12 protein-coding genes are annotated in these 13,496 nt (G+C 62.1%); 8 read left to right on the top strand and 4 right to left on the bottom strand.

The annotated features are described in order from the left end of the window. Window positions 1-58: 58 nt before the first annotated feature. From ATN84_RS01925 to ATN84_RS01910, 4 genes are all read right to left on the bottom strand, one after another. The gene (locus ATN84_RS01925) at window positions 59-346 is read right to left on the bottom strand and encodes a PTS sugar transporter subunit IIB (RefSeq protein WP_068879844.1); all 288 of its coding nucleotides are present in this window, start codon (window positions 344-346) and stop codon (window positions 59-61) included. A 67-nt stretch (window positions 347-413) separates the two neighbouring features. After that, window positions 414-875 carry a PTS sugar transporter subunit IIA gene (locus ATN84_RS01920; protein WP_068880820.1) on the bottom strand — a complete coding sequence of 154 codons (462 nt, stop codon included), beginning with the start codon at window positions 873-875 and terminating at the stop codon, window positions 414-416. Between the two features lie 74 nt (window positions 876-949). Then, entirely contained in the window at window positions 950-2,359 is a 1,410-nt protein-coding gene (locus ATN84_RS01915; RefSeq protein ID WP_068879843.1) for a PTS galactitol transporter subunit IIC, read from the bottom strand. A gap of 368 nt (window positions 2,360-2,727) precedes the next feature. After that, entirely contained in the window at window positions 2,728-3,891 is a 1,164-nt protein-coding gene (locus tag ATN84_RS01910; RefSeq protein ID WP_068879842.1) for a dihydrodipicolinate synthase family protein, read from the bottom strand. 286 nt (window positions 3,892-4,177) lie between these two features. Here ATN84_RS01910 and ATN84_RS01905 point away from each other — a divergent pair, with 286 nt between their 5' ends. The 8 genes from ATN84_RS01905 to ATN84_RS01870 all read left to right on the top strand — a co-directional run bounded on the left by ATN84_RS01905 (window position 4,178) and on the right by ATN84_RS01870 (window position 13,494). Then, window positions 4,178-5,221: a LacI family DNA-binding transcriptional regulator gene (locus tag ATN84_RS01905; protein ID WP_068879841.1), complete on the top strand. Its 1,044-nt coding sequence runs from the start codon at window positions 4,178-4,180 to the stop codon at window positions 5,219-5,221. Beyond that, window positions 5,218-6,219 carry a Gfo/Idh/MocA family protein gene (locus ATN84_RS01900; RefSeq protein WP_068879840.1) on the top strand — a complete coding sequence of 334 codons (1,002 nt, stop codon included), beginning with the start codon at window positions 5,218-5,220 and terminating at the stop codon, window positions 6,217-6,219. The genes ATN84_RS01905 and ATN84_RS01900 overlap by 4 nt, the downstream gene beginning before the upstream one ends. A gap of 13 nt (window positions 6,220-6,232) precedes the next feature. Continuing rightward, window positions 6,233-7,846 (top strand): acyl CoA:acetate/3-ketoacid CoA transferase, encoded by a 1,614-nt coding sequence (locus ATN84_RS01895; RefSeq protein WP_068879839.1) that lies wholly within the window; start codon window positions 6,233-6,235, stop codon window positions 7,844-7,846. Then, the gene (locus ATN84_RS01890) at window positions 7,839-8,618 is read left to right on the top strand and encodes an enoyl-CoA hydratase/isomerase family protein (RefSeq protein ID WP_068879838.1); all 780 of its coding nucleotides are present in this window, start codon (window positions 7,839-7,841) and stop codon (window positions 8,616-8,618) included. The genes ATN84_RS01895 and ATN84_RS01890 overlap by 8 nt, the downstream gene beginning before the upstream one ends. Continuing rightward, window positions 8,618-10,126: an aldehyde dehydrogenase family protein gene (locus ATN84_RS01885; RefSeq protein ID WP_068879837.1), complete on the top strand. Its 1,509-nt coding sequence runs from the start codon at window positions 8,618-8,620 to the stop codon at window positions 10,124-10,126. Before ATN84_RS01890 ends, ATN84_RS01885 begins: the two co-directional genes overlap by 1 nt. A gap of 227 nt (window positions 10,127-10,353) precedes the next feature. Then, the gene (locus ATN84_RS01880) at window positions 10,354-11,610 is read left to right on the top strand and encodes an ABC transporter substrate-binding protein (protein ID WP_068879836.1); all 1,257 of its coding nucleotides are present in this window, start codon (window positions 10,354-10,356) and stop codon (window positions 11,608-11,610) included. 123 nt (window positions 11,611-11,733) lie between these two features. Next, window positions 11,734-12,612, top strand: coding sequence for a carbohydrate ABC transporter permease (locus ATN84_RS01875; RefSeq protein WP_068879835.1), 879 nt, complete (start codon window positions 11,734-11,736; stop codon window positions 12,610-12,612). Continuing rightward, the gene (locus ATN84_RS01870) at window positions 12,613-13,494 is read left to right on the top strand and encodes a carbohydrate ABC transporter permease (protein ID WP_068879834.1); all 882 of its coding nucleotides are present in this window, start codon (window positions 12,613-12,615) and stop codon (window positions 13,492-13,494) included. It begins immediately after the preceding gene. Window positions 13,495-13,496 lie beyond the last annotated feature (2 nt).

Raw genomic sequence — 13,496 nt, 5'->3', positions numbered from 1 at the left:
CTAAATAGAAGCGCCAACGTTTCAGTCCGGACGTGAACTGACCTGAAAATGACAGGGACTAATCCCTCAAATAGCCCTCTATTCTGTCCAGCACATCGGCCTTGCCCATGCCGGTCAGGAAGGCCAGCGTTGTGATGACGGGTTTGCTCAAACCCTGCGGCACGGGCGTCGTGGAAACCACGAGGTCGACGTCATCGACCATCCCGGGCACTTCGGTCGCCTTGCACTGGCGGATTGAAACCGGGATGCCGCGGTTCTTCATCTCCTCCTCGATAGCCGTGGCGACGACCGTAGAGGTGGCGATGCCGGTGCCGCAGGCGACGAGTATGATTTTTTCTCTGGCCATATCTGTTCCTTTCGGTTGCAAAGCATGATCCCGAAAAGTTGCAGACTTTTCGGACAAGATCATGCGGCTAAGCAAATGCAGCGCAGACATCCTCGAATGTCTTCGCGCGGCGCAATGCGGCGAGCGCCTCGGGACTCTGGGTCGTTTCGGCGATCTTCTGCAGCATCTCGATCTGCCGGTCCTTGTCGTTGAGCGCCATCAGGATCACCACGCGCACGGGCAGCTTCTCATCGGGGTTCTCCATGTTGGAGAAGGTGACCGGCGCCTTCAACACCCCGAGCGCCAGAGCAGGCCGGATAACATGCTCGGGGTCCGTATGCGGGACGGCGATATTATTGTCGCCGCCGAGCGGCAGGCCCGTCGGAAGCGTTGCCTCGCGGGCAAGCACCGCGCCGACATAGCTTTCCCTGACGCAGCCGAGCTGCCTTAGCCGCTCGCCGAGCGCGCGGATGACATCGCCGTTGCTTTTCGCCTCGAGGTCGAGAAGCACCGCCGCGGGATCGAGATAGGTGAGTACGGGATTTGCCAAATCGATAGCCTCTTCTGGGGAGATCGGTCCCGGGTCGTTGCCGGCCCGGGACCGATTTGCAATCACGCGAAAGGTCAGTTCGCCCGAACCGCTTCCGCTTCGTCCTCGGCACCTGCCGCGCGCTCCCAGGCGGCCGTGTTGCGGCGGAAGGCCCAGAAGGCCGCGCCGATGATGACGAGAAGCAGCGCCAGCCCGGCGATCCCCAGGCTTTCGACCGCCTTGACCACGACATAGGAGATCCAGAGGAAGCCGTCGACCACGCTGGTGATCTGCACCGCGTTCTCCGGCATCGCGAAGCCCGAGGCGACCGCCGCGCTGGTGAAGAGCGGCGCAAGCGCATTGGCGACATAGAAGCCGAGGATCAGCGTTACCGTGCCGACGATCACCATGCGGAAGACATTGCCGTTGAGGAGCGGCGCTGTCATCGCCACGATGAAGGGGATGACCGCGAGGTCGGCGAAGAGGATCACGCGGTTGCCTGGCAGGATGATTGACAGGATGATGGCGATCGGCACCAGGATCAGCGACGAGGAGATCGCCGCCGGATGGCCGATCAGGATCGCGGAATCGAGCCCGACGGTGAGCTCCCGGTCGCCGGCGCGCTTGCGGACGAATTCCTGCGCGGCTTCCGAGACCGGCAAGAGCCCCTCCATCAGGATTTTCACCATGCGCGGCAGGAGCAGCATCACCGCCGCCAGGGTCATGCCGGTCTGCAGGATCTTGCTCAGCGCCGTGCCGAAATCGCCGAGATTATAATAAGCGATGGCGCCGAGCACGAGGCCGATGACGAGGCCGAGAATGACTGGCTCGCCCAGCACGCCGAACCGCTTCTGGATCGTCTCGGTGCTGATGTCGATCTTGTTGATCCCCGGAATCCGGTCGATGATCCAGTTGAGCACGATCGCGATCGGCAGGATCTGCGCCGAGGCGAGATGCGGCACCGAGACGCCGGGAACGCCATAGAATTTCTGCACGGCCTTGGCCGACCAGTCGGCGAAGAGCAGCGCCAGCGCGGCCATCAGCGCCGCCGCGATGATGCCATAGGCGAGATTATTGGTGGCGGCGACCGTCAGCGAGCCGATGAAGGCGAAGTGCCAGAAGTTCCAGACATCCACATTGAGCGTGCGGGTGAGCCGCGTCACGAGCAGCAGGATATTGACGGCGATGCCGACGGGAATGACCCAGAGACCGACCGAAGAGCCGAAGGCGATCGCTGCCGCCGAGGGCCAGCCGACATCGACGATGTCGCGCTGGATACCGGTGTTCCTCACGATCGCCTGCGCAACGTCGGATATGCTGTTGAGCATGAGCCCGAGAACGAGATTGATGGCGATGAAGGCAACGCCGATGGTGACGGCGGCGCGGAAGGCGCGTCCCGCCTTGGCGCCCAGCACCAATGCGATGATGAAGATGACGATCGGCAACAGAACCGTCGCGCCAAGCGTATCGACGGCCCCTTTCAGGCCGGCAAGCAATGCATCCATTTTTTCCTCCCATATGAGCTCTTTGTGAGCTTTATGGCTTCAGAGGATATTTGAACATTCGTACATTGCAAGTGACTTTTGTGTAGTTGTGGAGCGCTCGATCACAGTCACAGCAACGGAACTTGTAAAGGCAACGCGAAACACCCCCTTTGGCCTGCCGGCCATCTCCCCCACAAGGGGGGAGATTAGGCTATGAGTTCCGCTTTCGCTAATCACCTGCGCTGCAGAATATACGGTGTGATCGATGACAGCTAATCTCCCCCTTGTGGGGGAGATATCAGGCAGGCCAGAGGGGGGTACTGTCCCGCTAATGTTTCTATAAAAGGGGCAATCTCCTCCTGCCTATATTCAGGCAGACGACACTGCCGCTACTCCCCCAGCACCGCCAGAAAATTCCTCATCCGGCTGACGGCGACGTCCGGCCGGTCGAGCACGTTGGCCCGGTCGGCGAGGCGGAAGATATCGGCATAGTGGAGCAGGCCGCGCGCCGATTGCATGCCGCCGGGCATGGTGAAATGGCGCTGGTGTCCGTTGAGCCAGGCGAGGAAGACCACTCCGGCCTTGTAATATTGCGTCGGCGCCTCGAAGATCTTGCGCGACAGCGGCACGGTCGGCTCGATGACGCCGCGGAAGGTGGTCGCATCACCGGTGGCGAGCGCCGCAAGCGCCCTGGAGGCGGAGGGGGCCACGGCATCGAAGATGCCGAGCAGCGCGTGGCTGTGTTTCCGCCCGTCGCCCTCGATCAGTTCGGCATAGTTGAAATCATCGCCCGTGAAGCAGAGCACTCCCTCCGGCAGGCGGTCGCGCAGCGCCACTTCCTTGGCGCTGTCGAGCAGTGAGATCTTGATGCCCTCGACCTTGTCACGGTTGTCGCCGATGATATCGAGTACGGTTTCGAGCACGTCCTGGAAGCGGCCGCCGCCCCAATAGCCGGCGAGCTGCGGGTCGAACATCTCGCCCAGCCAGTGCAGGACCACCTTCTCCCGCGTCTGGTCGAGGATATGACCATAGACCTTGCGGTAATCATCGGGCGATTTCGCCACCCGCGCCAGGGCCCGGCTGGCCATCATGATCGCCCGCCCGCCATGCTTTTCGGTGAAGCCGATCTGCTCCTCATAAGCTCTGATCACGTCGTCGAGCGACCGGGCGTCGGCGGGATCGAGCTGGTCCGTCCCGGCGCCGCAGGCGAGATTGGCGCCATCGACCGTGCGCGCCTCGGCGAGCGAGCGGCGGATCAATTCCTGCGCCCCGGTCCAGTCCAACCCCATGCCGCGCTGCGCCGTATCCATCGCCTCGGCGATTTTGAAGCCGAGGCCCCAGAGATGATGCCGGAAGGCCATCGTCGCATCCCAGTCGATCGCCGGATTGCTCCAGGGCGTCGTATCGCGCAAAGGATCGGAAACGACATGCGCAGCCGCATAGGCGATGCGGTTGAATGTCGGGCGTGTCGCGGGTCGGGCGATCGGCGTGCCGACGAGCCGGTATTCCTCGCGAGTTCCATCGGCGCGCGGCAGTTTCAGGCTTAACGTCATGAATCCTCCTCCCGGGCCGCCTTGAGACGCCCTCTTGCCAGTAGCGATAGTTTGGATCGTTCCAAATTTCAAGATGCGGCGGAGACTTTGAAATTCAGAAGATTCTCAATAATTTCTACATGAATTCGGAAAATATGGCAAAAATTCACAGAAAAAGCTCATATCCTCAGAGAAATAGAGCCGGAATATACCTGTCCGGTTACATCGTCCAATCTCGCTTGACAAATTTGGAACGTTCCAATTAACTAGATGCAAATGCCGGAATGGCAGGCAGGGAGGAGCCCAAGTGAAACGGACGAGGACGACGGTCATCGATATCGCGCGCGCCGCCGGCGTGTCGAAGTCGACCGTTTCGCTTGTCCTGCAGGGCAGTCCGCTGGTCAATGAGGCGACGCGCGCCAAAGTGAGCGCAGTCATCCGCGAGCTGGGCTACGTCTATAACCGCAGCGCCGCCAATCTGCGTCAGGCGAAATCAGGGATTGTCGGCATCGTCGTCAATGATCTGACCAACAGCTTCTTCGCAGAGCTCGCCGTCGGCATGGATATGGTGGTGCAGTCGGCGGGCTATGTGCAGTTCCTCGCCAATACGGGAGAAAGTGTTGACCGGCAGCGCGAGGTGATCGCCTCCATGCGTGAGCATGGTATCGCCGGGCTGATCCTTTCGCCGGCTCGCGGCACGCAAATCTCCGACCTGAAGCCGTTGATCGACAGCGGCATTCCCGTGGTGCTGGTGGTGCGCAATCTGCCGGGGGCGAAGGTCTCCTCGCTCCTTTCCGACAATTATGCCGGTACGTTGCAGGCCGTCGAGCACCTCGTCGGCCTTGGCCACAGGCGCATTGCCTTCATGGGCGGCTATGCTGATACGGCCGTGTTCGAGGAGCGGGTGCGCGGCTATCGCGATGCGCTCATGAGGGCCGGGCTCCCTTCGGGCGATGACTTCATCTTCAATTCCGCGCCGTCGCGCGCTGGCGGCGTGGCGGTGGTGGAGAAGATGCTGCTGCGGGCCGAGCGGCCGACAGCGGCGGTCTGCTTCAACGATGCGGTGGCGTTCGGCGTCTGCGATGGCCTGCGCGCCGCGCGCATGGAGCCAGGCGTCGATTTCGGCGTGGTTGGCTTCGACGATGTGATCGAGGCGAAGACCGCCGTCCCGGCGCTGACGACGGTCTCCGTCGACCCGCAGGGCATGGGCCAGCGCGCCGCTCAGCTTCTCCTGAAGCAGATCAATTCCGAACGGGCCGAGCCGGAGGCGCAATTGCTTTCGGTGCGCCTCGTCGTCCGCGAGAGCTCCGGCATCGGGAAAAACGTACGAAACCGGGAGGAACACGCATGACCAAATGGGGTCTGATCGGCGCGAGCACCATTGCAAAGGAGTGGATGATCGATGCGATCCGCTCGAACGGTGGCGATGTCGTCTCCGTCATGAGCAGCGACGCGGCGCGCGGCAAGTTGTATGCAGAGGCCAATGGCATCGCCAGATCGGTGACCGATCTCGACGCGCTGCTGGACGATGCGGATGTCGATGCCGTCTATATCTCGACCACCAATGAGCTGCATCGCGACCAGGCCATCGCTGCCGTCCGCGCCGGCAAGCATGTGCTCTGCGAAAAGCCGCTGGCGCTGACGCTCGATGACGCGCATGCCATGGTCAAGGCCGCGCAGGAGGCCGACGTGGTGATGGGCACCAACCATCACTTACGCAATGCCGCCAGCCATCGCGCCATGCGCGATGCGATCCAGTCGGGCAGGATAGGCAAGCCGCTCGCCGCGCGGGTTTTCCATGCGGTGTACCTGCCGGTACACCTGCAGGGCTGGCGCCTTGAGCGGCCGGATGCCGGCGGCGGCGTCATCCTCGACATCACGGTGCATGACAGCGACACGCTGCGCTTCGTCCTGGGTGACGATCCGGTCGAGGCCGTCGCGATGACGCAGACGGGCGGCATGGGCAAATCCGGCCTGGAAGACGCCGTCATGGGCGTGCTCCGCTTCAAATCTGGCGTCATCGCCCAGTTCCACGACGCCTTCACGACGCAATATGCCGAGACGGGTTTCGAGGTGCATGGCACCGACGGTTCGCTCATCGCCCGCAATGTCATGACGCAGCAGCCCGTCGGAAGGGTCGTGCTTCGCGATGCCGAGGGCGAGCATGAGCTAACCCTGAACCACCATAATCTCTACGAGACGGCGCTCGCCGCCTTCCACGATGCCATCGTCGGCAAGGGCGTGCCCAGCGCCACGGGCGAGGACGGTATCTGGTCGCTCGCCACGGCTCTGGCCGTCGCGAAAGCCGCAAGAACCGGGGCGGCAACGCCCGTCGAAACAGGACTGTGAAAGCAAATCGGTAATGAGCAAGCATATCACGCCGGCTGAGGCCGCAAACCTGATCCCGGACGGGGCGATCGTGTCGGTCTCGTCATCGAGTGGTCTCGGCTGTCCTGATCTGATGCTGAAGACGATCGGCGAGCGTTTCGAGACGACAGGCCATCCGCGCGACCTGACCACGCTGCACCCGATCGCCGCCGGCGACATGAGCGGTATCAAGGGCATCGACCATATCGCCAGGAAGGGCCTGCTGAAAACCATCATCGGCGGCTCCTATCCCTCAGGTCCTTCGAGCGCCGAACCACCGCTGATCTGGCAGATGATCGGCAATGACGAGGTGGCGGCCTATAACATCCCATCCGGCATCCTCTTCGACATGCACCGCGAGGCGGCGGCGAAGCGCCCGGGCGTGCTGACCAAGGTCGGGCTCGACACCTTCGTCGACCCGGCGCACCAGGGCTGCGCCATGAACGCCTCCGCCGCGGCATCGCCTCTGGTGAAGAAGGTCGCGTTCGAAGGCGAGGAGTGGCTTTATTTCAGGGCGATCGTGCCGGATGTGGCGATCATCCGCGCCACCACGGCCGACGAGCGTGGCAATCTCACCTATGAACACGAGGGCGCCTATCTCGGTGGTTTCGACCAGGCGTTGGCAGCACGCAACAATGGCGGCATCGTCATCGCGCAGGTCAAGCGCATCGCCAAATCAGGAACGCTGAAGCCGCACGACGTGCGCATCCCCGGCGTTCTTGTCGATTATATCGTTGTCGATCCCGATCAGAAGCAGACGACCCAGACCGTCTATGACCCCGCGATCTCGGGCGAGATCTTCCGCCCGCTCGAAAGCTTCCGCCTGCCCGAATTCAATATCCAGAAGATCATTGCCCGCCGGGTCGCGCGGGAATTGCAGGCCGGCAGCGCCGTCAATCTCGGCTTCGGCATCTCGGCCAATGTGCCGCGCATCCTGCTTGAGGAGGGGCTGCATGGTGCGGTGACATGGGTGATCGAGCAGGGGCCGGTCGGCGGTGTTCCGCTCCTCGATTTCGCCTTCGGCTGCGCGTCCAACGCCGAGGCCTTCGTGCCGTCGCCGCACCAGTTCACTTATTTCCAGGGGGCGGGCTTCGATGCCTCGCTCCTCTCCTTTCTCGAGATCGACCGCACCGGCTCGGTCAATGTCTCGAAGCTCTCCTTTCGTCCGCATGTAACGGCGGGAGCGGGCGGCTTCGTCGATATCACCGCGCGGGCGCGGAAGATCATCTTCTCCGGCATGTTCAATGCCGGCGCCAGGCTCGCCGTCTCCGATGGTCGGCTGGTGATCGAGAAGGAAGGCAAACTCAAGAAGCTGGTCAACGCGGTCGAGCATGTCACTTTTTCCGGTCGCAGGGCGATCAAGCAGGGGCAGGACATCACCTATGTCACCGAGCGTTGCGTGATGAAATTGACGCCGGAGGGTCTCGTGCTGACGGAGATCGCGCCGGGCGTCGATCTGCAAATGCATATTCTCGATCAGTCGGAATTCCCGCTCATCGTCTCCGACAAATTGAAGGTGATGGATGCGGCGCTGTTCCAGGAAGCGCCCATCGGGCTCAGGCTGCCGCAAAAGCCGGCCCGCAAGCTGGAGGGAGCGGCGCATGTCTGACGATCGCATCAGGCTCGATTTTGACGGCCATGTCGCGACCATCACCGTTGCGCGGCCGGACAAGCTCAACGCCTTCGATATCGATATGTTGAAGGCGCTGTCGGCGGCCTGCGACGAGGTCGAGGCCAATCGGGAGATCCGCGTCGCCATTCTGACAGGGGAGGGCAAGGCCTTCTCCGCCGGTGGCGATATCAAAGCCTGGGGGGCTATGGCGCCGAACGAATTCGGCCACGAATGGGTGCGCTTCGGCCATCGCGTCTTCGAGCGGCTCGCCACGCTGCGCATACCGGTGATCGCCGCTCTCAACGGTCATACGCTGGGCGGCGGGCTGGAGCTGGCCGCCGCCGCCGATATCCGGCTCGCCGAAAGAGGGATCAAAATCGGCCTGCCGGAGACGAGCCTCGGCATGGTGCCGGGATGGTCCGGCACGCAGCGCCTGGTCAGGCGGTTCGGCGCGCAGATCGTGCGCCGCATGGTTCTGGGCGGTGAGATGTTTTCGGGCGAGGAGGCGCTGGCCCTGGGCCTGGTCGATCATGTGGTCGAGCAGGGCGTCGCCCTCGTTGCTGCGCGTGATTATGCGTCGCGTGTCGCAAAGCGCGGTCCCGCTGCTCTGGAAATCGCCAAGATGATGATCGCATCGGCCAATCATGAGGATAACGGCACCGCCGTCGAGGCGCTGGGTTCCATTCTGGCGGCCAAGACAGGCGATCTCAGGGAAGGCGTTGCCGCCTTCGCCGGAAAACGCGAGCCGCAGTTCAAGGGAGAATGGTAATGACGGTCTTGGTACGCCCGCAGGCGCTTGAGAGTTTCAAGCCGCGCGAGTTCCAGATGCTGATCGACGGGCGCTGGACGAATGGCGCCGAGGGACGAATCATCGAGCGCAAAAGCCCGGCTCATGGCACCGTTGTCAGTCGTTATCAGGCGGCAACGAAGGCAGATGCCGAGCAGGCGATTCGCGCCGCCCGCCATGCCTTCGACAAGGGGCCATGGCCGCGCATGAAGGGGGCGGAGCGGTCCAATATCCTGCTGAAGGCGGCCGATCTGATCGCTTCGAGGGCGGAGGAACTGGCATTTCTCGACTGCATCGAGTCGGGAAAGCCGATTTCGCAGGCCCGTGCCGAACTGGCCGGGGCTGTGGATATCTGGCGATATGCTGCGGCCCTTGGTCGCGACCTGCATGGCGAGAGCTATAATACTTTAGGCGAAGGAACGCTCGGTGTGGTGCTCCGGGAGGCTATCGGTGTCATTTCCATTATCACCCCGTGGAATTTTCCCTTCCTGATCGTCAGCCAGAAGCTCCCCTTCGCTCTTGCCGCCGGCTGCACGGCGGTGGTCAAGCCCTCCGAGCTCACCTCCGGCTCGACCCTCGTCCTGGGTGAAATTCTCATGGAAGCAGGGGTGCCGTCAGGCGTTATCAACATCGTCGTCGGCACAGGGCCGGATGTCGGCGCGCCGATGACGACGCATCCCGATGTCGACATGGTATCGTTCACCGGATCGACGACAGTCGGCAAGCTCACCATGGCCAATGCGGCGCAGACGCTGAAGAAGGTTTCGCTCGAATTGGGCGGAAAAAACCCGCAAATCGTCTTTCCTGACGCCAATCTGGACGAATTTATCGATGCGGCGGTGTTCGGCGCCTATTTCAATGCCGGCGAGTGCTGCAATGCCGGAAGCCGTTTGATTGTTCACAAATCAGTAGCCCAAGACGTCGTCTCGCGCATCGCCGAATTGTCGAAAAAGGTGAGGGTGGGCGACCCGCTCGACCCCAAAACCCAGGTCGGCGCGATCATCACCCCCGAGCATTTGGCGAAGATCGATCATTATGTGCGCGGCGCTGCCGGCGACGGCGCGGACATTGCCCATGGCGGCGCGCCGCTTGACCTTGGGAGCGGCCAGTTCATGGCCCCAACGATCCTTTCGAAGGTGAAATCCGACATGGCGGTCGCGCGCGAGGAGGTGTTCGGCCCGGTGCTTTCGGTGCTGACTTTCGACACGATCGAGAATGCCATCGATATTGCCAATTCAATCGATTATGGTCTATCGGCAGGCGTGTGGAGCAGGGATATGGACACCTGCCTGCAGGTTGGTCGCGGGGTGAGAGCCGGGACGGTCTGGATGAACACGTTCATGGACGGGGCGTCCGAACTGCCATTCGGCGGTTACAGGCAATCCGGTCTCGGGCGTGAGCTTGGCCGTCACGCGGTGGAGGATTACACCGAGACCAAGACGTTGAATATTCATATGGGGCCGCGTACGGCCTGGTGGATGCCGAGATAGGATTGCAGCCGAACGCATGGCGCGCCGACAACGGTGTCTATATGCATCACCCGAAAATCGAGATCGGTTTTCGGAGGGTTGATGCAGAGGCAGAAGACTTGGAGCGCCCGTCGGAGGACGTGCGGCGTTCCAGAACGGGAGCTTCCTGCGGGCTTCGGGCGCAGGAATGAAGAAAAAGCCGGGTCGAGGTGGCCCTGCTTTTGAATCTTGTAACAGGGAGGCAAGTCATGCGTAAATTTTGGACAACGGCTGCGGTCGCGGCCTTGATGGCGGGAACGGCCACGCTCGGCCAAGCCCAGGATAAGAAGGAGAGCGTCGAGGTTCTCCACTGGTGGACCTCGGGCGGCGAGGCTGCGGCGCTCGACGTTCTCAAGAAGGATCTGGAAAAGCAGGGCATCGGCTGGGTCGACATGCCGGTTTCCGGCGGCGGCGGCAGTGAGGCCATGACCGTGCTGCGCGCCCGCGTCACATCAGGCAACCCGCCCACCGCCGTGCAGATGCTCGGTTTCGACATCCGCGACTGGGCCGAGCAGGGCGCTCTCGGCAATCTAGATGAGGTGGCGAACAAGGAAGGGTGGGAGAAGGTCATTCCCACTGCGCTGCAGGATTTCGCCAAATATGACGACCACTGGATCGCCGCCCCGGTCAACATCCATTCGACCAACTGGATGTGGATCAACAAGGAAGCGCTCGACAAGGCCGGCGGCAAGGAGCCGCAGAACTGGGACGAGCTGATCGCGCTGCTCGACAAGTTCAAGGAGCAGGGCATCACGCCTGTCGCCCATGGCGGCCAGCCATGGCAGGATGCCACGATCTTTGACGCCGTCGTCCTTTCCTTCGGCGATGATTTCTACAAGAAGGCCTTCATCGATCTCGACCCTGATACACTCGGCTCCGACACGATGAAGCAGGCCTTCGAGCGCATGACCAAGCTGCGTTCCTATGTCGATGACAATTTCTCCGGCCGTGACTGGAATCTTGCCTCGGCGATGGTGATCGAGGGCAAGGCCGGCGTGCAGTTCATGGGCGACTGGGCGAAGGGCGAGTTCATCAAGGCCGGCAAGGAGCCGGGCAAGGACTTCGTCTGCATGCGCTACCCCGGAACGCAGGGTGCCGTGACCTTCAACTCCGACATGTTCGCCATGTTCAAGGTGGCTGAGGACAAGGTGCCGGCGCAGCTGCAGATGGCCTCGGCCATCGAGAGCCCGACCTTCCAGTCGGCCTTCAATGTCGTCAAGGGTTCGGCCCCGGCGCGCACGGACGTTCCGGATACGGATTTCGACGCTTGCGGCAAGAAGGCGATCGCCGACGTGGCCGACGCCAACAAGTCGGGCCGCCTGATGGGCTCGATGGCCCATGGCTATGCCAATCCGGCCGCGGTGAAGAACGCCATCTATGACGTCGTCACCCGCGAGTTCAACGGCGAACTGACCCCCGACCAGGCCGTCGAGGAGCTGGTTTCGGCCGTCGAAGCCGCGAAGTAAGCGTGAACGGACCGCCGGGGCTTATGGGCACCGGCGGTCCTTCTGCCGCGCAGGGGTTCTGCGCTGGGTGGGTTGCAAAATTTAAAAAAAGAAAAAGGCGCAGATAGCGCCGGGGTGAGGCGAATGAACACGCGCAGCCGTTTGCAGGATTGGGTGCCCAAGCTCGTGGTGAGCCCGAGCTTCCTCCTGATCCTGATCTTCGTTTACGGGTTTATCCTCTATACGGGCTATCTCTCGCTGACCAACAGCCGGATGCTGCCCTCCTACGGGTTCGTCGGGCTGGAGAATTACTATAAGCTCTGGAGGCTGCCGCATTGGTGGCGGGCGATCACCAATCTCGGCATCTTCGCCTCGCTCTATATCCTGATCTCCTCCGTCATCGGCCTCGGGCTCGCCATCCTGCTCGACCAGAAGATCCGGGCCGAAGGCCTGCTGCGCCCGATCTATCTCTATCCCATGGCGCTTTCCTTCATCGTCACCGGCACGGCCTGGAAATGGTTCCTCGATCCCGGCATCGGGCTGGAGAACACCATGCACCAGCTTGGCTGGACGAGCTTCGCCTTCAACTGGATCAAGGACCGCCACATGGCGATCTACACCGTCGTCATCGCCGCGGTCTGGCAGTCCTCGGGTTTCGTCATGGCGATGTTCCTGGCGGGCCTGCGCGGCGTCGACAACGAGATCATCAAGGCGGCGCAGATCGATGGCGCCTCGACGATTACCATCTACCGCCGCATCATCATTCCGCTGATGCGCCCGGTCTTTCTCTCCGCCTTCGTCGTTCTCGCCCATCTCGCGATCAAGGCCTATGATTTGATCATCGCGCTGACCGGCGGCGGTCCGGGGCAGGCGACCGAGCTGCCGGCGACCTTCATGTATTCCTACACCTTCACCCGCAACTCGATGGGCATCGGCGCCTCATCGGCCATCATCATGCTGGTGATGATCTTCTCGATCATCATTCCCTATCTTTATTCCGAACTGCGCGGGGAGAAACGCTAAATGAGCGCCCAAAGCCCTGACAATGTCATCAATCACGGCAAGCTGACCCGCGCGCTGATCTATGCGGCGCTGATCCTCTTTGCGATCTATTACCTGCTGCCGCTCTACGTCATGCTTGTCAACTCGGTGAAGCCGCTCGACGAAATCCGCCAGGGCGGCATGCTGTCGCTGCCGCATGAGTGGACCATCGCGCCCTGGCTTTCGGCCTGGTCCACCGCCCAGATCGGCGTCCAGCCGACGGGCCTGAAGCCCTATTTCATCAATTCGATCCTGATGGTCGTGCCGGCCGTCGCCATCTCCACCGTGCTCGGCGCGCTCAACGGCTATGTCCTGACAAAATGGGAATTCCGCGGCTCCAACATCATGTTCGGCATGCTGCTGCTCGCCTGCTTCATTCCGTTCCAGATCGTGCTGATCCCGATGGCCCGCATCCTTGGCCTGCTCGGCCTTGCCGGCTCCATTCCCGGCCTGGTGCTGGTCCATGTGGTCTATGGCCTCGGCTTCACCACGCTCTATTTCCGCAATTATTACGCGGCGTTTCCGACCGAGCTGGTGCGGGCCGCGCAGATCGACGGCGCCAGCTTCTTCCAGATCTTCTGGCGCATCCTTCTGCCGTCCTCCGGGCCGATCATCGTCGTCTCTGTCATCTGGCAGTTCACCAATATCTGGAACGACTTCCTGTTCGGCGCCTCCTTCTCGGATACGACCAGCACGCCGATGACGGTGGCGCTCAACAATCTGGTGAACTCCTCGACGGGCGTGAAGGAATATAACGTCCATTTCGCGGGCGCGATCCTCGCCGCCCTTCCCACACTTCTCGTCTATATCGTCGCCGGCCGCTACTTCGTGCGTGGCCTGATGTCCGGCGCAGTCAAGGGATAAGT

The sequence above is a fragment of the Paramesorhizobium deserti genome, from assembly GCF_001558695.1.
Classification (GTDB): Bacteria; Pseudomonadota; Alphaproteobacteria; order Rhizobiales; family Rhizobiaceae; genus Paramesorhizobium; species Paramesorhizobium deserti.
This window is presented reverse-complemented; position numbering and strand designations above follow the sequence as displayed.

What these genes read in the sequence shown, in the direction of transcription:
- ATN84_RS01870 (WP_068879834.1), top strand. Translation starts at nt 12,613, where the DNA reads ATGAGCGCCCAAAGCCCTGACAATGTCATCAATCACGGCAAGCTGACC.
- ATN84_RS01910 (WP_068879842.1), bottom strand. Translation starts at nt 3,891, where the DNA reads ATGACGTTAAGCCTGAAACTGCCGCGCGCCGATGGAACTCGCGAGGAA.
- ATN84_RS01885 (WP_068879837.1), top strand. Translation starts at nt 8,618, where the DNA reads ATGACGGTCTTGGTACGCCCGCAGGCGCTTGAGAGTTTCAAGCCGCGC.
- ATN84_RS01925 (WP_068879844.1), bottom strand. Translation starts at nt 346, where the DNA reads ATGGCCAGAGAAAAAATCATACTCGTCGCCTGCGGCACCGGCATCGCC.
- ATN84_RS01890 (WP_068879838.1), top strand. Translation starts at nt 7,839, where the DNA reads ATGTCTGACGATCGCATCAGGCTCGATTTTGACGGCCATGTCGCGACC.
- ATN84_RS01900 (WP_068879840.1), top strand. Translation starts at nt 5,218, where the DNA reads ATGACCAAATGGGGTCTGATCGGCGCGAGCACCATTGCAAAGGAGTGG.
- ATN84_RS01895 (WP_068879839.1), top strand. Translation starts at nt 6,233, where the DNA reads ATGAGCAAGCATATCACGCCGGCTGAGGCCGCAAACCTGATCCCGGAC.
- ATN84_RS01875 (WP_068879835.1), top strand. Translation starts at nt 11,734, where the DNA reads ATGAACACGCGCAGCCGTTTGCAGGATTGGGTGCCCAAGCTCGTGGTG.
- ATN84_RS01880 (WP_068879836.1), top strand. Translation starts at nt 10,354, where the DNA reads ATGCGTAAATTTTGGACAACGGCTGCGGTCGCGGCCTTGATGGCGGGA.
- ATN84_RS01915 (WP_068879843.1), bottom strand. Translation starts at nt 2,359, where the DNA reads ATGGATGCATTGCTTGCCGGCCTGAAAGGGGCCGTCGATACGCTTGGC.